We start from the raw sequence: 17,610 nt of genomic DNA, 5'->3' as shown, positions 1-17,610 counted from the left end.
TCCCAGTCGTTCGAGGCGGTGGTTCCGCTGCCGCAGCCTGCCGGTCATGCCGTTCACGCGCCGTCCCTGACCGGTCTAACGGCTTCCTACGGGGGGTCGCACACCATCCAGAGCCGGGCACCGAACACCGAGATCACGGAGATGAGGCGACGGTCACCTCGGCTGACATCGCGCGGATGGCGGGTGTCGGCCGGGCGGCCGTGAGCAACTGGCGGCGGCGGTACGAGGACTTTCCCGAGCCGGTCGGCGGGACGGCGACCAGCCCGACGTTCTCCCTCAAGGCCGTCGAAGCATGGCTGCTCGGCCAGGGCAAGATCGAGGAACTCCCCCTGCGTGAGCGGGTCTGGCAGCAGATCAGGATGGCGGCCGACGACCTGCGCCTCGGAGATGTGGTCGCCGAGGCGACCGAGTTGCTGCGCGGCCAGGGCAGATCCCGGCTGGTCCCCCGCCCGGCCTGGAAGCTGATCGAACAGTACGCCGGTGAGCGGGGCACAACCGAGGCCGTTCGATTCCTGCTCGATCGCTTCGCCGACGTCCAGTCGCGGCGGCCGGCCGAGACGCCCGCCGAAGTGGCGGACCTCATGATAAAGCTCACCGGTCCTGATGTCCGGACGGTCCTGGATCCAGCCTGCGGACTGGGAATGCTCCTGGCCGCGATGGGCAAGGCCGAGCGCGTGTACGGGCAGGAACACGAGGAGGCGCCGGCTCGGCTGGCGCAGGCACGCCTGTCACTGGCGGGAGTCGACGGCGCGGTGAAGAGGGGGACTCTCTACGGGAGGACGCCTGGCCGGGCGTGGTCGTGGACGCGGTGGTGCGCCATCCGCCGTTCAACGAACGTAACTGGGGCTATGAGGAGCCAGCGCGGGTCGCTCGCCTATTGCTCGACGTGCCCGGCGAGAGCCGTACCGTCCCGATCATCGACCTGGTCGACGAGGACGTCGACATCAGTCCGGAACGGCACGTCGGCGTGGCAGACGGGGAGGCGGGTGACTATCTTGCGGTTCGGGCGGAGTTCCTCGGCCGTCTGGAACGTCTCGCCGCGCTGGTGCCTCACGCGGCTCCCTGCCGGGCTCGTGAGATGCCGATGGTGGCGCTCTCCGAGTTGGAGCGGACCGGCGCCCTTTCCATCCTCCAGTCCGGCCGGTACGACCCCGAGGGTTCCGGTCAGCTCGTGCTCGAAGCCGGTCAGGTCTTCACCGGCGGGCAGGCGACGACACGCGCACGGCCGGAGGACCGCATCGTGATAGAGCCGGGTGACGTCGTGGTCGCGACCCGCGATCGGGAGATCGCGACCATGGTGGCGGAGGAGGCCGGGCTGCTCCTCGGCCCGCGCCTCACCCTGCTGAGGCCCCACCCTGAGCGTCTCGACCCTTACTTCCTCGCGGGGTTCATCCGTACCTTGCCGGTCAGCGGCAGCGGCACCCAATCAGGCGTGAGCCGCTTCGACCCCCGTCGCGCCCACGTCCCCCGCCTCCCGCTCGACGATCAGCGCGGATACGGCCAGGTTTGGCGTGACCTGTTCGCCTTCGAGGCCGAACTTCGTGAAGCCGCCAAGTACGGCCGGATGACGGCGTCCGCCCTCGCCATGGGGCTCACGGGAGGAAGGCTGAACCCTCCATGACCACGGTGACCGCCTCGATCTGAGCGGCCCAGCATCAACAGGGCGCATCACGTCTCGCGGTGCCCTTTCCTTTTATTGCTCTCCGCGTTGCCGGCCTGCCGGCTGGCGGCGTCGCAGAGGCGGTGAGAACAGCGTCACGTCAAGCCGTAACTCGCGTGGGCCGGTATCGCAGGGCGACCGCCCCCGACTGGAACTCACGGCGGTCCACGGGCTCGAGCTGGATGCGCTCGCGCAGACCGGCGAGCAACGTCGGCCCGTGTCCGGCGAGGACCGGCTGCACGAGGAACTCGTACTCGTCGATCAGTCCCAGATCCGCCAACGCCAGGGGGAGCGTCACGCCACCCACCCACAGGCCCTCGCCTGACTCCTGCTTGAGCCGCTGAACCGCTCGCCCGAAGTCGCCTCGCACCAGCTCGGCATTCCAATCGACCGCGCTCAGCGTGCTCGACACGACGTACTTCTTCGCCCGGTCGATGGTCTCGGCGAACGGGATCTGCCACTCATCCATCCACTCAGGCCACGTGTCCGTGGCCGGCTTCCGCCACGCCGACTCCATCATCTCGTAGGTCACCCGGCCGAACAGCAGGGCATCGGCTCGCTCCATCTCAGCGGTCCAGTAACGCATCGACTCCTCGTCCGGGGGGAGCCCTGCCTCGTGATGGCAGCAGCCGTCGAGCGTGACGTTGATCGAGTATCGCAGTGGTCTCATCTCGTTGCTCTCCCTTGATGCGCGCAGCGCGTTTCACCGGACGTCTACTTGGACGGCTGTCGGCGCCATTTCTCATCGGCGCCCGATCCCACCTGCTCAACACCGTCGTGATGCGAACCAGACCGCAGACCGAGCGCGCGACCGATTCGAGCGCTCGGGGCGTTCAGGTTCTTGCGCCCGCGGCGCAGGCCGGCGCGGTCGCTTTCGACTTGACGTTGTGCGACACCTTCACGAACGGCAGGGTGCGCGGCACCGGCACTTCCGGGTCGCCCGCCGGTTACGGTGCGGCCCGACGCCGTGTGTGAGATATCCCTCTCCTCGTCGTGGTGGCGTGGTGGCGGGGGGAGGTCGACCATGTGGTGATGAGCTCCTCGCCTCGTCCGCCGGACGGCGGTGGCCGGACGGATCCGACCGGTGTGGCCGCCGTGCCCGGTGGGGACTCCGCGCCCGCCCGCGGGTACCTGCTGGACAATGCGCGCGCCGAGGCGGGCGAGCGGTTCGTCTGGCTGGCCGAGCTGTTCGACGGTGTGACGCGCGCGCACTTCGATCGGCTCGGGGTCGGGCCCGGCTCGCGCTGCTGGGAGGTGGGGGCCGGTGGCCGCGGTATCCCGCGGGCGCTCGCGGCGGCCGTCGGTCCGACCGGGTACGTGCTGGCCACCGACATCGATGTGTCGTGGCTGGAGGCGGGCGAGGGGTACGAGGTGCGCCGGCACGACGTCGCCGCCGATCCGCCCCCGGAGCCAGGGACGTTCGACCTGGTGCACGCCAGGCTCGTGCTGCTCCATGTGCCCGACCGGGCACGGGCGCTGGCCACGATGGCGGCGGCGCTACGGCCCGGCGGCCGGCTGCTGGTCGAGGACGCCGATACCGCTCTGCAGCCGCTGGCGTGCCTGGACGACAGCGGCCCCGCGCAGCGGCGGGCCAACCGGTTGCGTGACGCGGTCCGGGAGTTGATGACGCGCCGCGGCGCGGACCTGCGCTACGGCCGGACGCTGCCGCGGGCGTTGCGTGAGGCGGGCTTGGCAGATGTCGCCGCGGTGGGCTCGTTCCCGGTCGGCGGGCGGGCCTGTGACCGGTTGGAGGCGGCGACCATACGGCACGTGCGCGGCGAGCTGCTCGCGGCCGGGCTGGCCGACGACGCCGAGATCGACGCGCACCTGGCCGCCATCGACGCCGGCGAACTCGACCTGACTCTCGCGCCGTTGATCTCGGCCTGGGGACGCCGCCCGGCGGGCAGATAGGCCGCGCGGCCCGAAGGGTGCTCCTCGGATCAGGTGTTCTAGGGGCAGTCGGGGAGTTTGGCGCAGGCTACTAGGTGGTCTTCTTCGGCCGCGTACAGGCGGGTGGTGGTGTCGTGTTCGTGGTAGAGGCAGGTTTCTACTGGTCGGGGGGCTTCCCAGGGGGCGTGCAGGCGGGGGACGGCTGACAGGAGTTGGCGGGTGTAGGGGTGCAGGGGGCGGGTGAAGACCGCCTCGGTGGAACCCGTCTCGACCACCTCGCCGTGCCGGAGCACGACGGTCCGTTCGGCCAGGTAGTGGCCCAGCGACAGGTCGTGGGTGATGTACAGCACGCCGAGGCCGCGTTCCTTGAGGTCGGCCAGCACGTTGAGGACGTCGATGCGGGTGGAGGCGTCCAGCATGCTGGTGATCTCGTCGGCCACCAGCAGGCGGATGTCCAGCAGCAGGGCGCGGGCGATGAGCAGGCGCTGGAGCTGGCCGCCGCTGAGCTGGTGGGGGAAGCGGCCGGCCACCTGGTCGGGGTCGAGCCGCACGTCGCGCAGCGCGGTGCGCAGCCGGGCCGACCAGTCGGCGTCGGACACGCCGGGGAAGTACGCGTCCCGGATCATGGCGAACACCCGGTCGGCCTTGAAGACCGGGTTGAAGGTGCTGAACGGGTCCTGGAAGACGCCCTGCACGTTGCGGTAGTAGGCCTTGCCGGGTTTGACGGGGGCGCCGTCGAAGGTGATGGTCCCGCCGGTGGCCGGGGTGAGGCCGAGGATCATGCGGCCCAGCGTGCTCTTGCCGCTGCCGCTCTCCCCGATGAGCGACACGACCTCGCCGGGACGGACGTCGAAGCTGACCCGGTCGACCGCGGTCAGCGTCTTGCCGCCGAACGCGCCGACCTTGTACGTCTTGGTGACGTCGTCGAGTCGCAGCATCAGGCGTCCGCCTTCCAGCACGCGACGACGTGGCCCGGTTCGACCTCGCGCGGCGGCGGCTCCTGCGCGCACCGGTCGAAGGCGAGGGGGCACCGGTCGCGGAACCGGCAGCCGCTCGGCGGGTCGAGCAGGGACGGCGGGCTGCCCGCGATGCCGGCCAGCCGCCGTTCGGTGTGCCGGACGCCCGCCTCGGGCAGCGAGTCGATGAGCATCCTGGTGTACGGGTGCCGGGGCGACTCGACGATCGTCTTGGCCGGCGCCTTCTCGGCGAGCTTCCCGGCGTACATCACCATGATGGTGTCGGCGATCTGGTAGGTGAGCGAGATGTCATGGGTGATGAACACCATGCTCCGCACCACTCCGCCGTCCCGGAACCCGGCCAGCGCGGTGGCCACCGCCTTCTGTGTCGAGACGTCCAGCGCGGAGGTGATCTCGTCGGCGATGAGCAGCGAGGGGTCCAGCAGGGTCGAGATGACCATCACCATCCGCTGTTTCATGCCGCCGGACAGCTCGATCGGGTAGCGCCGCAGCACCTCGCGCGGCAGGCCCACCAGGTCCAGGCGGCTGTCCAGCTTGGCCTGGTCGAGGGGGACGCCGCGTGATCTGAGCAGCTCGCCGACCATTTTCCCGATCTTCCGGGTGGGGTTCATCGCGCTCATCGAGTACTGCGGGACGAGGGAGACCTTGTGGAAGCGGAACGGGTTCATCCGCCGGTCGTCGCCGATGGGCAGCTTCTCGCCGTCCAGTTCGACGTCGCCGCCGACGTGGCGCATGCGGCCGTCCATGCGGATGAGGCTCTTGCCGAGGGTCGTCTTGCCGCAGCCGGACTCCCCGGCGACGCCGAGGATCTCGCCGTCGCGCACCTCGAAGGAGACTCCGTCGAGCGCCCGCACGTCGCCCTTCAGCGTCTTGTAGTACACGCTCAGCTCGCTGACGCGCAGGCTCATGTCCGCCTCAGTTTCGGGTTGAAGACCTCGTCCAGGCCCACGTTGGCCACGTACAGGGCGCCGACGATGGCGGTGATGGCGGCGCCGGGCGGGATGAACCACCACCACAGGCCGAGTTGCATGGCGCTCCACTGGCCGGCGTTCTGCAGCATCAGGCCGAGCGAGACCCCCTCGGTCGGCCCGAGGCCGATGAAGTCGAGCGACGAGGCGATCAGGATGGAGTTGCCGAACAGCAGGATGAAGGTCAGCAGCAGGTAGGAGCTCATGTTCGGCCCGATCTCCCTGGTGATGATCTTCCAGGTGTTCGCGCCGCTCAGCCGGGCGAGGTCGACGAAGTCGCGGCCGCGCAGCGAGAACGTCTGCGCGCGGATCGCCCGGGCGGCCCAGGGCCAGGAGGTCAGGCCGATGAACAGCGCCTGGGCTCCGACGCTGCGGATGCCCAGGTAGGCGTTGATGATCAGCAGTACGGCCAGCGCGGGCAGCACCAGGATGATGTTGGTGATCATGTTGAGCGCCTCGTCGACCAGCCCGCCGCGGTAGCCGGCCACGAAGCCGACCACCATGCCGACGATGGCCGCGACCCCGCCGCCGAGGACGCCGACCAGGAAGGTGGTGCGCAGGCCGTGCACGAACTGGGCGAAGACGTCCTGTCCGAACGTCGTGGTGCCGAACCAGTACTGCGCGGACGGCGGGTCCAGCGGCTTGCCCACGTACTCGTTGGGCGACCCGCTCACCAGCAGCGGGCCGATGAGGCCGGCCAGCAGGAAGACCAGTACGACGCCGGCGCCGACGATCAGCTTGGTGTTGCGCAGGGCGAAGTACAGCGCCTCGCGGCGGGCGCTGACCGGCACGGCCGGCCCGCGGGTGGAGGTCTCTTCCAGAGCGGTCATGCCGACGCACCCGCCATTCCCGTGCGCGTCCGCGGGTCGACCAGCACGTAGACGATGTCGATGATGAAGTTGGCGATCAGCACGCCGAGCACGATGAACAGGAAGATGCCCTGCAGCAGGAAGAAGTCCTGGTTCTGGATCGCCTTGAGTATGAGGCTGCCGAGGCCCGGGTAGGAGAACACGATCTCGGTGACCAGCGCGCCGGCCACCAGCACGCCGAGCTGGAGCGCCAGCCCGGTGATCTGCGGGAGGACGGCGTTGCGGAACGCGTACCTGCGGATGAGCCGCTGCGGCGCGCCGAGCGCGGCCAGGTAGTTGGAGTAGTCCGACTCCAGCTCATAGATGATCATGTTGCGCATGCCGATCGCCCAGCCGCCCAGAGCGACCAGGAAGAGCGAGAAGAACGGCAGCACCCAGTGGTGCAGCAGGTCGAGCAGGAAGTCGACCGACCAGTTCGGCCGGATGGAGAAGCTGTAGCCCCCGGCGACCGGGAAGAGGCCGGCGACGACGCCGAGCCCCCAGGCCAGCAGCACGGCCAGCCACATGTACGGGGTGGCGGTCAGCACGTAGCCGACAGGCAGCACGGTGTTGTCCAGCAGCTTGCGCCGGGCCGCGTACGCGCCGATGCGGTTGCCGACGAAGTAGCTGAGCAGCACCGAGGGGATCATCAGCCCAAGGGTGTAGGGCACCGCGCCCATGATGACGGTGCTCACCGGGGTGGGGAACACCCAGATGCTGGTGCCGAAGTCCCCCTGGAACAGGGCGCCCCAGAAGTTCAGGTACTGCCGCCACAGCGGCTCGTCGAACCCGAACAGGTTGGAGTAGTAGGAGCGCATGGCCTCCACGGCCTGCGGCTGGGACACGTTGGCCCGGGCGAGCATGCTGGCGACCGGGTCGCCGGGCATGAAACGCGGGATCATCCAGTTGATCGTGACGGCGAAGACGAACGTCAGCCCGTAGATGAGTAGTTTCCGGCTGAAGTAACGACGCACGAGAGGCTCCCGCGGGCAGGCCCCTCCCCCTCGCGCGCGGGCCGAGGGAGAGGGGCGGTGGCTTTCGGGTCAGGACGCCGCGGGCTGCAGCTGGGTCAGCGTCTCGAAGCCGCCGAGCTCCCACCAGTTGCGCCAGGTGACGGCCGGGGTCTTCGGCGCGCCCTGCGCCGCGGAGGGCCAGTTCTTCCACACCGCGGTGCTGGTCTGGGACCACAGGCCGTTGTACCAGAGCGGGATGACCGGCAGCTCGTCGAGGAAGACCTTCTCGATGCCGGACAGCGCCGACTTCATACCCTCGACGTCGTCGGTCTTGACCTGGTCGAGCTTCTGCACGAGCTCCCAGGCCTTCTTGTTCTCGTACCGCGCGAAGTTGACGGTGTTCTGCACCTTGTGCACCGGGAGCTGGAACACGTACTGGTAGTAGGTGAACGGGCTGTTGGACAGCTGGCGCTCGTTGTTGACGAGCAGGTCGAAGTCGCCCTTGCCGCGCTTCTCCACCAGGGCGTTGAAGTCGGGGAAGTCCGGGGTGATGTTGATGCCGGCGTCCTTGGCGCTCCCGGCGATCGACCGGGCCGCCTCCATCCAGTCCGTCCATCCGGACGGCACGATGAGGCTCAGGCTGATCTTGGAGCCGTCCTTGTTCTCCACGAACCCGTCGCCGTCGCCGTCCTTGTAGCCGGCGTCGGCGAGCAGTTTCTTGGCCTTGTCCTTGTCGTAGGAGAAGCCGGCGGAGCCGGTCAGGGTCTTGTCGATGTACTGGTCCCACTGCGGCAGCAGCCCGGTCGGGTCGGACGCCTTGACCAGGTTGCCGTAGACGCCCTCCACGATCTTCTTGGTGTCGATCGAGGCGGCCAGCGCCTTGCGGAACGCCGGATCGTCCATCGGCTTCTTCGCGGTGTTGGGCACCAGCCAGGCGGTGTTGGCCGACAGCATGTACGGCGGCTCGTCGTAGTAGGTGGTGATGCCGAACTTGCCGCCCTGCACGAGGTTGGCGACGCCGGGCAGGAAGTTGTTGCTGAGGTCCATGCCCTTCTGCAGCAGCAGACCCAGCGCGACCTCGTTGCTGCCGTTGACGATGTCGACGATGTACTTGGGCTTGGGCTCCATCTTGAGCGCCGTCTTGCCCCACCAGTCGTCGCGGCGCTGGAGCACGACGCGGTCCTGGTCCTTGCTGAGGAACTTGTAGGCGCCGGTGCCGACCGGGTTCTCGTTCACCCCGTTCAGCACGTCCTCCTCCGACAGCTTGCTCCAGATGTGCTGGGGGACGATGGCGCGGCCGTAGAGGTTGAAGTCCCACTCCTGGTAGTTGGCCGTGGAGAAGGAGAATTTGACCGTCTGGTCGTCGACGGCCTCGGCGCCCTTCAGCCACTCCCACAGCTGGTGGTAGGGGCTGGTCTCCATCTTGCCGAGCTCGTAGGTGAACGCGACGTCCTTGGCGGTGAACGGGGTGCCGTCGGACCACTTGACGCCGGGCCGGAGCTTCAGCTCGTAGGTCTTGTCGTCGGTCCAGGAGCCGCTCTCGGCCAGCCATGGGGTGAGCTTGAGCGTCGTGGTGTCGAAGTGGAACAGGGTCTCGTACACCAGGCCCTTGGTGCCGGCGGCGTGGTCCCACTCGCGGATCGGGTTGTAGTTCGCCGGCGGGCCCCACTGCACGCCGCTGGTGTACAGCGTCTCGTTGCGGGGAAGCGAGTTCGGGTTCGCGGCGGCGCCGGACGCCGGGGCGCCGCCCGCCTGGGAGCTCTGGGAGGCGGAAGGGGAGCTTCCCCCGGTGCAGCCGGCGGCCGCCAGCACACCTGCCGTCACCAGGATCGGGAGCAGGATACGTGCCCGGTTTCGCATCGTGTCTCTCCTTCCTCCGCACGCACGGCGGAGGTCCGCGTTACGCCTCGCCCCGATGGAAGGGCCCGTGGGACGGACCCCACGGGCCTTGGGAGCGCTCCCAAGCCGCGCCCCGACGGCAGGTGCGCTCCTGTTCGTGATCGGTCAGGATCCCTACTTCACCACGCGCGAGCACCCCTGACCAGGGCACTGGACAAGCCCGGAGGCCCCGCTGCGGCTGAACCGGATAAGTGAGCCCGAACGTAAATTCCGGATGTCCGATCTGTCAATACTCGTGATCTTTTCGAGATATGCGGCTGGCAGCGGGCCGCCGCCCGGCGCGGACGCCGTTCCCGCCCCACCCGAACCCCCGACGACCTGCGACGTCGCCCCGCGCCCTACCGGGCATGGCCGGGCCTGGACGGCACAGCAGTAAGGCCCGCCCGGAGCAGCCCCGGATGAACCGTTTCAGCGGCGGAAGTCCAGCCGCGCGATCTCCGCCGCGAGATCACGGTCGTCCGGGACCGCGACGCCGCCCCACAGGCGCACGGTGCCGTCACCGCCCATGCTGGCCAGGATGCGTCCGTCCCGGCTGAAGACCAGGCCGCTGACGAACGGCGACCCGTTGGAGGAGACGGTGTGCCCGGTGAGCGGGTCGCCCAGTTGCCGGTGGGTGGTAGCGTCCCACAGTCGGATGGTGCCGTCGGCTCCCCCGGTCGCGAGGCTGCGTCCGTCGGGGCTGAAGGACACGCTGGTGATGGAGTCGATGGCCGCCGCGTTGCGGGTGTCCTGGTGCCCGGACAAGGGATCGCCTCGTTCCCGCCCGGTGGCGAGGTCCCACAGCCGCACCACGCTCTCGCCGGTGAAGGCTGTGGCGAGGGTGCGCGCGTCGGCGCTGAAGGCGAGGGCGCTGACCAGGCCTTCGCGACGCGGCCGGAGAACGGTGACGCCACTGCGCCTGGCGATGTTCCACAGGCGGACGCTCCCGTCGCTCCCCGCGCTGGCGAGGCCGCGGCCGTTCTGGGTGAACACCACCTCGATGACCTTCCCGCCGTGCCCGGTCAGCCGGGCGACCTGGCGACGGGTGGCGACGTCCCACACGAGTATGGTGCCGCCGGCACCGGCATTGGCATTGGCATTGGCATTGGCACCGGCCAGCGTGCGCCCGTCCGGGCTGAAGGCGACGGTGTAGGCCGCGTCTTCGTGCCCGGTGAGGCTCGCGACCTGGCGGTGCGTCGCGACGTCCCACAGCAGCACGGTGCCGGTGCCGTCGGCTCCCGCGCTGGCGAGCGTGCGGCCGTCCGGGCTGAAGGCCAGCGAGAGTACATGCCCTTTGTGGCCGGTAAGGGGTTCGCCGAGGCGCCGGTGGGTGGCCACGTCCCAGAGATGCACGACGCCGTCGCCTCCCCCGCCGGCCAGGGTGCGGCCGTCCGGGCTGAAGGCCGCGGTCCAGGCGAACTCGGCGCCGATGTCGAAGGGACCGCCGAGCTGGCGGTGCGCGGTGACATCCCAGAAACGGACGGATCCATCGAATCCGGCAGTGGCGAGCGTGCGTCCGTCCCGGCTGAAGGTCAGCCCGACGACGATGTTCTTGTGCCCGGTGAGCGGAGCGCCGAGCTGACGGTGCGTGGATACGTCCCACAGACGTACGGTCCCGTCGTTTCCCGCCGTGGCCAAGGTGCGTCCGTCCGGGCTGAAGCGCACCCCGTTGATCGGGCTGTACGCCGGGTAATCGATGGTGTCCTGGTGGCCGGTGAGCGGGGTGCCGAGCCGACGACGCGTGGTGAGGTCCCACAGCCGTACGGTCTTGCCCCCGGCCATGGTGGCCAGTGTCTTGCCGTCCGGGCTGAAGGCGACGCCGCCGATGGCGGCCGTCTCGCCGGTGAGCGGCGTTCCGGACAAAGCATGGGCGGCGACGTCCCACAGGCGTACGGTCTTGTCGTCTCCGGCACTGGCGAGGGTGCGCCCGTCCGGGCTGAAGGCGACCGCGTACACGCGGCTCGTGTGTCCGGTGAGGGGGACGCCGACCTGCCGATGAGCGGATATATCCCACAAACGCAGGGCTTTGTCATGTCCTGCGCTCGCCAGCGTGCGCCCGTCCGGGCTGAAGGCCACCGCCCAGACGAAACCCCGGTGACCGGTGAGCGGAGCACCGATGAGGGCATGAGTCGTGACGTTCCACAACCGTACGGTGCCGTCCAGTCCTGCGCTGGCGAGGGTGTTCCCGTCCGGGCTGAAGGCGATCGAAGGAACGATACTCTCTGCGGAGGAGACGGGGGTCCGGTGGCCGGTGAGCGGGGCGCCGACGGGAAGGCGCGTGGTCGCGTCCCACAGCCGTATGGTGCCGTCGGTCTCCGAGGTGGCCAGGGTCTTGCCGTCCGGGCTGTAGGCCACGGCCCACGCGGAGGTCTCGCCGACGGTGATGACCCCTCGGCCCGCACCGGCGAGGATGTCGAGGACGCTGTAGCGGGCCTCGGGCGTACGGGCGGTGCGCCAGGCGTCGGCCGCCAGCGCGACCGACCGCACGGGATCGACGCCGGCGATGTACTGGCTCTGCTGAGCCTTCTCGCGTGAGGTGGCCTCCCGAGCGCGGGTCTCGGCGAGACGCTGCTGGGTCCTGGCGTCGTTCGCGGCGACGACGGCCGCCCCGGCGCCGCCCAGCGAGGCGATCAGCAGGACGACGAGGGCCGCCAGAGTGAGCCGGCGGCGCAGCCTGGCCCGGTCGGCGGCCGTGTCGCCGGCGGCCAGGAAGTCGGTGACGACCTCGGTCGGCAAGGGATGACCGGCCGGGCCGGCGCGCCAGCGCTCGCGCGTGCGCTGGACGGCCTCCAGCCGGGCGCCGGTGTAGAGATAGGCGGGCTCGCGTCCCTGGCGGTCCCAGCGCGCGGCGTCCTCGGCGAGCTGCTGTCCGACGAGCAGGTCGGCGCGGTCGGCGTCGATCCAGGCGCGCAGTCGCGGCCAGGCGCGGATGAGGGCCTCGTGGACGATGTGCGCCCGGTCCTGGTCCACGGTGATCAGCCGGGCCCGGGTGAAGGCGTCGAGGACGGCCCTGGCCTGCTCGTGTTCCAGTCCGCCGGCGGCGGGGAGCAGCTCCGTCAGCGGCACCGTCCGGCGGGTGTCGTCGGTGGCCTCGCCGAACCGGACGAGGCGCAGGAACATGTGGCGCGCGGTGTCCTGAGGCGCGGTGAGGGAGGTCAGGGTCTCGTCGGCGGTGCGGGCCAGCGCCCGGGCGATGCCGCCCGTCGCGCGGTAGGCCGCCAGGGTGAGGACGCCGTTCTCCCGGCGTTGCCAGGTGGCCAGCAGCGCGTGGGACAGCAACGGCAGCGGAGCGCTGTTCGCGCCGGCGCCGAGGTCGTCCAGCAGTTGTTCCACCAGCCCCTCGTCGAGGGCGAGGCCGGCCAGCCGGGCCGGTTCCTCGATCACCTCGCGCAGCTGCTCGCGGGTCAGCGGCGGGACGACGACCGCGTGCTCCAGCGCGTCCACGAGCCCGGGGTAGGCGGTGCAGTGACCGAAGAAGTCGGCGCGCACGCCGATCACCACGGGCACCCTGCGGGAGATCGCGACGAGTGCCGTGACGAACGCCTCGCGGCGCGACTCGTCCTCGCAGAGGGTGAAGACCTCTTCGAACTGGTCGACGACGAGAACGGCGTCCTCGGGAAGAGCGTCCACCAAGCGATTTGGGGCCACCAGCCGTGGACCTCTTCCGCTCGCGTCCCACAGGCGATCTGGCGCGTCCGGGGCCACCGGCGGTGGATCTCCTCCGCTCGTGTCCCCCGAGCGGTCGCGGCCGGGTGGGGCTTGTCCGGTCAGGCCGGCCAGGCTTCGGAGCAGGCCGTCGAAGGGGTCGGCTCCGGGGGTCAGCAGCAGGCAGCGTTCGGCGCCCAGGGTCGCGATCAGCCCTGCCTGCAGGACGGAGGACTTGCCCGAGCCGGAGGGACCCGTGACGACGAGCGGTGCGCCGCTGCCGGAGTTCACCCGGTCGGCGAGGGTACGGGTGAGCGGTTCGCGGCCGAAGAAGAAGGCCGCGTCCTCGGCACGGTAGGCGCGCAGACCTCGGTAGGGGCTGTGCCGCCCGTCATCGGCCAGTGCGGCGGGAAACCGGCGACCGTCCGGAGTGCGGTACGCGGCGTTGACCGCGATCGGGCTGCCGCCCTGGTCGGCGGCCTGGCGGCGGGGAACGGGCAGGCCGCGTTCGCGCAGGTCACGGGCGAGGCAGCCGTGCACGTCGTCCAGGCCGAGCAGGTACGGCGCGGTGGGGTCGCCTTCGGCGAGCAGGTGGATGAGCGCGCCGGTGAACGCGGTGTGGCGGTCGCCGGGCAGCGCCCAGGCCGCCTCGTCGCGGCTGGTGGAGGTCAGCAGATAGGTGTCCGGCCAGCCGGTGGCGCGGCCGGCCCAGCAGCAGTCCAGGATCACCACGCTCAGCCGGGCCCTGCTCCTGGACAGCAGGTCGGCGACCTCCGCGTACGCCAGCGCCTGGTTCCTGACCGGGCCCCGGGTGAGGTCCACCGTGGCATGAGTGGCCAGGTACAACTGGTTGTCCGGACCTATGAGACCGTGCCCGACATAGACGAACACCAGCACGTCGGTGGCCTGCCGGGACAGGGCGTCGACGGCCGTCGCCAGCCGGGCGGGATCGTCGGGGTCCAGCAGCAGCGTGAGCCGCTCGGGCGCCACGCCGGCGTGCTCGACCAGGGCGGCGGCCAGGTCGGTGGCGGCGGAGACCGCCTGGGGCACGTCGCCGACCATGGCCTCCGCGACGTGCCTGCCTGAGCCGGCGACCAGGACGCGCACCCCCGGGCCGGACAGCAGCAGCCTCGGCGCGGCCTCAGTCACGCCCCGCGTCCTCCGCCGGCGAGGAGTGGCCCGTCACCGACTTCGCCGGCTCGGACGCCGGCAACGACGGGGAATGGCCGCCGAGGACGGCTTCGATCTGGGTTCTCAGCTCTTGCACCTGCGCGGCGTTCATGGTCTTCACGCGGTTGGCGGTGACCTCCACCTCGGTCTCGGTGCCGCTCCTCCGAATCTTGATCTTGACGTCGCTGGTGCGGTAGCGCAGCCACGCGATGACGACGCCGGCGAGCGTGGCCACCACCTCGGGCGCTCCGGTCACGACCTGGACGGCCTCGGCGACGGGCCCGAGCGCGCCTTCGGCCGGCGGGCCTTCGACGAGGCCGACCCAGCGGCGCAGTTCGGGATCCTCCCGCAGCCAGGAGTACACATCGCGCACCTCGCCCGGCGCGTCCGCCAGCACGAGCGCGACATCCTCCACGCCGTCTTCCACTCGGCATCTCTCCCATCCATCGTCCAGATCGGGTCGGCGGCCACCGATGACGCCGATCATCTTCCTCTTCGGCACGAGACCCGGTGTCCCACCGGTTCGAGATCCACTGCGGGTATCGCTTCCCGTCTGCTGTTCGCTACCTGTCACGGCCGGCGAAACGCATGCCACACCGCCGAGCGGGCACGGTCAGCCGAGACGGGGACGGACTTTCTTCACTATTCTCAGCGACCGGCGGTTCGCAGCGAATCGGCACATGACGGCACTGGGGGCGACGGATCCGTGAGCGAGTACCAGTACTACGAGTTCGTGGCGATCGACCACCCGCTGACGGCGGATCAGCAGGCCGAGATGCGCGCCATCGCGCCCGACGCCCAGGTCACCGCGACGTCCTTCACCGACCACTACGAGTCGGGCGACTTCGGCGGGGACCCGGTGCGGATGATGGAGCGCCACTACGACGCCCACCTGTACGTGGCCGACTGGGGCGCCAACCAGGTGATGCTGCGCCTGCCCGAGAAGCTGCTCGACCTCGCCACCGTGCGGCCCTACCTGCTGGACGAGCGGGTCGAGGCGTGGGTGACCGACGGGCACCTCATCCTCGACCTCCGCAGCGAGGACGAGGACGCGGACGCGACGGAGGACCCCGAGGGGCGGCTCTCGGTCATCGCCGGCGTCCGCGACGAGCTGGCCTCGGGCGACCTGCGCCCGCTGTACCTCGCCTGGCTGGCCGCCATCGGCGCCTGGGAGCGCGACGAGGACGCCTTCGACGAGGAGATGGAGGACGAGCAGGAGCCGCCCGTCCCCGCGGGCCTCGGCTCGCCGACCCCGGCTCAGCGGGCCCTGGCCGACTTCCTGCGCCTCGACGCCGACCTGCTGGCGACCGCCGCGACGGCCGCCCCGGCCATCGGCGGGGACGATCAGGCGAGGCTGTCCCGGTGGATCGGGAGCCTGCCCGAACAGGACAAGGACGTGCTGCTCCTCCGCACCGTCCGCGGCGACGGCGACCGGGTCCGCGAGGAACTGCTCGGCCGCTACCACGGCGACTTCCACCCGTCCGGCGGCGTCAACGGCCAAGCCGGTGTCAACGGCCGGAACGGCGTCAACGGCCACGATGTCGTCAACGGCCAGGGCGGGGTCAACGGCAACGGCGGTTCCAACGGCGGGAGCGCCGCCCGCCGGACCGTCGCCGAACTGCTGGACGCCACCGCCGCCGCCCGCCAGCGCTACTCCTGAGCGCCGAAGGCCCGGGCGACCGTGAGGCTGTCCTCGTAGATGTGGAAGCGGGTGACGAACCCGTCCTCGACGGTGAGGCGCAGCGCGAACGGCGAGGTGTAGGCCGTCCCGCCGGCCCTCGCCGTCTGGGCTATCTCGCCCAGCACGACGGCGTCCGCCCCGTCGACCACGACGCGCTCCACTGACGTGCCGTTCGCCTCGGGCACATGGTGGGCCGCCAGCGATCGGAAATGGTCGGCGACATCGGCGCGGCGCGTGCGCGGCCGGATCCAGGGCACCGCGGGATGTCCCTCTGTGGGCCAGTTCAGCCGCCAGTCGAACCGCTCGGCGAACAACTCGGCGACCCGCTCGTGGTCGCCCTCGGCGATCCGGCGGAGCAGCTCTTCGACGACGGCGCGCGTGCCACGGGCGTCAGGGGTGTGAACGGTGTCGGTGGACATGCCACAAGCCTTCCGCTCCCGGCGCCGGGCGTCGATTACCCGCCAGGTAAGCCGGCGACGCCGCCGCGCTCTCACCGTGGGCCGGACGAGCGCCGCCGGTAGCTTGCTGCCATGAGCGAGCTTGGAGAGTTGACCGAGCGGATGCGGCGGTTCGCCCGCGACCGGGACTGGGAGCAGTTCCACACGCCCAAGAACCTGGCGATGGCGCTGGCCGGAGAGGTCGGCGAACTGCTCGCGGAGCTGCAGTGGCTGACGCCCGAGGAGGCGTCCGAGGTCATGGCGGACCCCGAGGCGGCCGCCCGCCTGCGCTCGGAGGTCGCCGACGTGACGCTGTACCTCGTCCGGCTCGCCGACGTCCTCGGGGTCGACCTGGCGGCGGCCGCCCACGCGAAACTCGACGAAAGCGACCGGCGCTACACCGTGGCGGACTACCGCGGCTCGGCCAGAAAGGCGCCCCCGCTCGGCTGAACCCCCGTGCCCGCCGGGCATCCGGCCTCTCACCTGTCGGGAAGCCGTGCGGTGTCCGGCGTGTTGACGCAGGACGTGAACGAACGTTTCGCGGATCAGAGTGTCATCAAGCGGCTGCTCGCGGAGTCGAAGACGTGGGCCTTCGTCGGGCTCGGCGACGATCCGGACCGTACGGCCTACCAGCAGGCGCAGCTGCTCCAGATGCGGGGCAAGCGCATCGTCCCGGTCCACCCGGCCGCCGAGCCGGTCCTGGGTGAGCAGGGGTACGCGTCCCTGGCCGACGTGCCGGTGAAGGCGGACGTCGTCGGCGTGTACCGGCGGTCGGAGTTCGCCGGGCAGGCGGTGGACGAGGCGATCGCTGCCGGCGCCGGCGCGGTCTGGCTCCCCCTCGGCGTGGTCGACGAGGCCGCCGCCCAGCGCGCCCTCGACGCGGGACTCGACGTCGTCATGAACCGCTGCCCGGGAGTCGAGTGGGCGCTGCGCCGGTAGACGAATGATCCGCGGCGCGACGCCGGGCGAGCGGGCCACCGCGCCGACCAGGCCGGCCGGGTGGCCGGGCGGTCAGTTCGCCGCCGGGCGGTCCATGGCGGCGACCGCGTCCTTCAGGCGTCCGATGGCGTGGTAGGTGCCGAAGACGTCCATGTAGTCGCGCATCTCGACGATCTCGCCGTCGCGCACCCGGAACATCAGCAGCCCGGACACCTCAAGCGGCCGCCCGGCGGGCGCGAGCGTGCCGGTGGCGCGCCACTCCCCCACGATGACCTCCGGATCGGCGGCCTCGTGCACGACCACGTCATGGATCTCCGCCAGCCGCACCGGGCTGGTGTCCCAGGCCGTGTGGTACCCGGCGCGCACCTCCTCTCGTCCGCGGAAGCGCGCGGGGAACCCCGGCGCCCGGAACGGGAACTCGTGGACCCCGTCGACCGCGTAGAGGTCGGCGAGGTCGTCGGCCGACCTGTCGACCATGGCGCGGTGGTAGCGGGCGAGCACGTCACGGGGGGTGCGATCCGCGTGGGCCGTCATCCGTCCACTCCGTTTCACTCTACAAGCGTT

16 protein-coding genes and 1 pseudogene are annotated in these 17,610 nt (G+C 70.7%); 7 read left to right on the top strand and 10 right to left on the bottom strand.

Annotated elements, in window-relative coordinates; all coding sequences use genetic code 11:
- Positions 1–176: 176 nt before the first annotated feature.
- Positions 177–692, top strand: a pseudogene (locus tag ACZ6QO_RS05205) (N-6 DNA methylase); the annotation flags it as partial.
- 101 nt (positions 693–793) lie between these two features.
- On the top strand, positions 794–1,621 hold the full coding sequence (locus tag ACZ6QO_RS05200; protein WP_465848096.1) for a hypothetical protein: 828 nt from the start codon (positions 794–796) through the stop codon (positions 1,619–1,621).
- A gap of 139 nt (positions 1,622–1,760) precedes the next feature.
- On the opposite strand, the gene ACZ6QO_RS05195 is transcribed toward ACZ6QO_RS05200, so the two are convergent.
- Positions 1,761–2,330, bottom strand: a complete 570-nt coding sequence (locus tag ACZ6QO_RS05195) for a dihydrofolate reductase family protein (RefSeq protein WP_465847831.1) — start codon at positions 2,328–2,330, stop codon at positions 1,761–1,763.
- Between the two features lie 17 nt (positions 2,331–2,347).
- Between ACZ6QO_RS05195 and ACZ6QO_RS05190 the strand changes: the two genes are divergently transcribed.
- Both ACZ6QO_RS05190 and ACZ6QO_RS05185 read left to right on the top strand, forming a co-directional pair.
- Entirely contained in the window at positions 2,348–2,635 is a 288-nt protein-coding gene (locus ACZ6QO_RS05190; protein ID WP_465847829.1) for a hypothetical protein, read from the top strand.
- A gap of 57 nt (positions 2,636–2,692) precedes the next feature.
- Positions 2,693–3,571, top strand: a complete 879-nt coding sequence (locus ACZ6QO_RS05185) for a methyltransferase domain-containing protein (RefSeq protein ID WP_465847827.1) — start codon at positions 2,693–2,695, stop codon at positions 3,569–3,571.
- A 38-nt stretch (positions 3,572–3,609) separates the two neighbouring features.
- Here ACZ6QO_RS05185 and ACZ6QO_RS05180 read toward each other — a convergent pair whose 3' ends face one another.
- The 7 genes from ACZ6QO_RS05180 to ACZ6QO_RS05150 all read right to left on the bottom strand — a co-directional run bounded on the left by ACZ6QO_RS05180 (position 3,610) and on the right by ACZ6QO_RS05150 (position 14,404).
- Complete coding sequence (locus ACZ6QO_RS05180) at positions 3,610–4,488, bottom strand: ABC transporter ATP-binding protein (protein ID WP_465847825.1); 879 nt, start codon at positions 4,486–4,488, stop codon at positions 3,610–3,612.
- Positions 4,488–5,435: an ABC transporter ATP-binding protein gene (locus tag ACZ6QO_RS05175; RefSeq protein ID WP_465847823.1), complete on the bottom strand. Its 948-nt coding sequence runs from the start codon at positions 5,433–5,435 to the stop codon at positions 4,488–4,490. The genes ACZ6QO_RS05180 and ACZ6QO_RS05175 overlap by 1 nt, the downstream gene beginning before the upstream one ends.
- Positions 5,432–6,325: an ABC transporter permease gene (locus ACZ6QO_RS05170; RefSeq protein WP_465847821.1), complete on the bottom strand. Its 894-nt coding sequence runs from the start codon at positions 6,323–6,325 to the stop codon at positions 5,432–5,434. The genes ACZ6QO_RS05175 and ACZ6QO_RS05170 overlap by 4 nt, the downstream gene beginning before the upstream one ends.
- Positions 6,322–7,317: an ABC transporter permease gene (locus ACZ6QO_RS05165; RefSeq protein ID WP_465847820.1), complete on the bottom strand. Its 996-nt coding sequence runs from the start codon at positions 7,315–7,317 to the stop codon at positions 6,322–6,324. Before ACZ6QO_RS05165 ends, ACZ6QO_RS05170 begins: the two co-directional genes overlap by 4 nt.
- 69 nt (positions 7,318–7,386) lie before the next feature.
- On the bottom strand, positions 7,387–9,156 hold the full coding sequence (locus tag ACZ6QO_RS05160) for an ABC transporter substrate-binding protein (RefSeq protein ID WP_465847819.1): 1,770 nt from the start codon (positions 9,154–9,156) through the stop codon (positions 7,387–7,389).
- 447 nt (positions 9,157–9,603) lie between these two features.
- Entirely contained in the window at positions 9,604–13,968 is a 4,365-nt protein-coding gene (locus tag ACZ6QO_RS05155; RefSeq protein WP_465847817.1) for a caspase, EACC1-associated type, read from the bottom strand.
- The gene (locus ACZ6QO_RS05150) at positions 13,961–14,404 is read right to left on the bottom strand and encodes an effector-associated constant component EACC1 (protein ID WP_465847815.1); all 444 of its coding nucleotides are present in this window, start codon (positions 14,402–14,404) and stop codon (positions 13,961–13,963) included. The genes ACZ6QO_RS05155 and ACZ6QO_RS05150 overlap by 8 nt, the downstream gene beginning before the upstream one ends.
- Before the next feature lie 291 nt (positions 14,405–14,695).
- On the opposite strand from ACZ6QO_RS05150, the gene ACZ6QO_RS05145 reads away from it, so the two are divergent.
- Positions 14,696–15,649, top strand: a complete 954-nt coding sequence (locus tag ACZ6QO_RS05145) for a hypothetical protein (protein ID WP_465847814.1) — start codon at positions 14,696–14,698, stop codon at positions 15,647–15,649.
- Here ACZ6QO_RS05145 and ACZ6QO_RS05140 read toward each other — a convergent pair.
- Entirely contained in the window at positions 15,640–16,089 is a 450-nt protein-coding gene (locus ACZ6QO_RS05140; protein ID WP_465847813.1) for a nuclear transport factor 2 family protein, read from the bottom strand. The genes ACZ6QO_RS05145 and ACZ6QO_RS05140 overlap by 10 nt on opposite strands.
- Before the next feature lie 111 nt (positions 16,090–16,200).
- Here ACZ6QO_RS05140 and ACZ6QO_RS05135 point away from each other — a divergent pair, with 111 nt between their 5' ends.
- Together ACZ6QO_RS05135 and ACZ6QO_RS05130 are read left to right on the top strand one after the other, a co-directional pair.
- Complete coding sequence (locus ACZ6QO_RS05135; protein ID WP_465847811.1) at positions 16,201–16,557, top strand: nucleotide pyrophosphohydrolase; 357 nt, start codon at positions 16,201–16,203, stop codon at positions 16,555–16,557.
- Positions 16,558–16,617: 60 nt separating this feature from the next.
- Positions 16,618–17,046 (top strand): CoA-binding protein, encoded by a 429-nt coding sequence (locus ACZ6QO_RS05130; RefSeq protein WP_465847809.1) that lies wholly within the window; start codon positions 16,618–16,620, stop codon positions 17,044–17,046.
- Positions 17,047–17,118: 72 nt separating this feature from the next.
- Here ACZ6QO_RS05130 and ACZ6QO_RS05125 read toward each other — a convergent pair whose 3' ends face one another.
- Positions 17,119–17,580, bottom strand: a complete 462-nt coding sequence (locus ACZ6QO_RS05125; RefSeq protein ID WP_465847807.1) for a nuclear transport factor 2 family protein — start codon at positions 17,578–17,580, stop codon at positions 17,119–17,121.
- Positions 17,581–17,610 lie beyond the last annotated feature (30 nt).

Source organism: Sphaerisporangium sp. NPDC049457 (genome assembly GCF_055586705.1).
The sequence above is the reverse complement of the archived record's forward strand: the minus strand, read 5'-3'. Positions and strand labels throughout refer to the sequence as shown.

Excerpts from the sequence above, each read along its gene's own strand:
- ACZ6QO_RS05125 (WP_465847807.1), bottom strand. The coding sequence starts at position 17,580 with ATGACGGCCCACGCGGATCGCACCCCCCGTGACGTGCTCGCCCGCTAC.
- ACZ6QO_RS05195 (WP_465847831.1), bottom strand. The coding sequence starts at position 2,330 with ATGAGACCACTGCGATACTCGATCAACGTCACGCTCGACGGCTGCTGC.
- ACZ6QO_RS05160 (WP_465847819.1), bottom strand. The coding sequence starts at position 9,156 with ATGCGAAACCGGGCACGTATCCTGCTCCCGATCCTGGTGACGGCAGGT.
- ACZ6QO_RS05175 (WP_465847823.1), bottom strand. The coding sequence starts at position 5,435 with ATGAGCCTGCGCGTCAGCGAGCTGAGCGTGTACTACAAGACGCTGAAG.
- ACZ6QO_RS05180 (WP_465847825.1), bottom strand. The coding sequence starts at position 4,488 with ATGCTGCGACTCGACGACGTCACCAAGACGTACAAGGTCGGCGCGTTC.
- ACZ6QO_RS05140 (WP_465847813.1), bottom strand. The coding sequence starts at position 16,089 with ATGTCCACCGACACCGTTCACACCCCTGACGCCCGTGGCACGCGCGCC.
- ACZ6QO_RS05190 (WP_465847829.1), top strand. The coding sequence starts at position 2,348 with ATGCGCGCAGCGCGTTTCACCGGACGTCTACTTGGACGGCTGTCGGCG.
- ACZ6QO_RS05185 (WP_465847827.1), top strand. The coding sequence starts at position 2,693 with ATGAGCTCCTCGCCTCGTCCGCCGGACGGCGGTGGCCGGACGGATCCG.
- ACZ6QO_RS05170 (WP_465847821.1), bottom strand. The coding sequence starts at position 6,325 with ATGACCGCTCTGGAAGAGACCTCCACCCGCGGGCCGGCCGTGCCGGTC.
- ACZ6QO_RS05135 (WP_465847811.1), top strand. The coding sequence starts at position 16,201 with ATGAGCGAGCTTGGAGAGTTGACCGAGCGGATGCGGCGGTTCGCCCGC.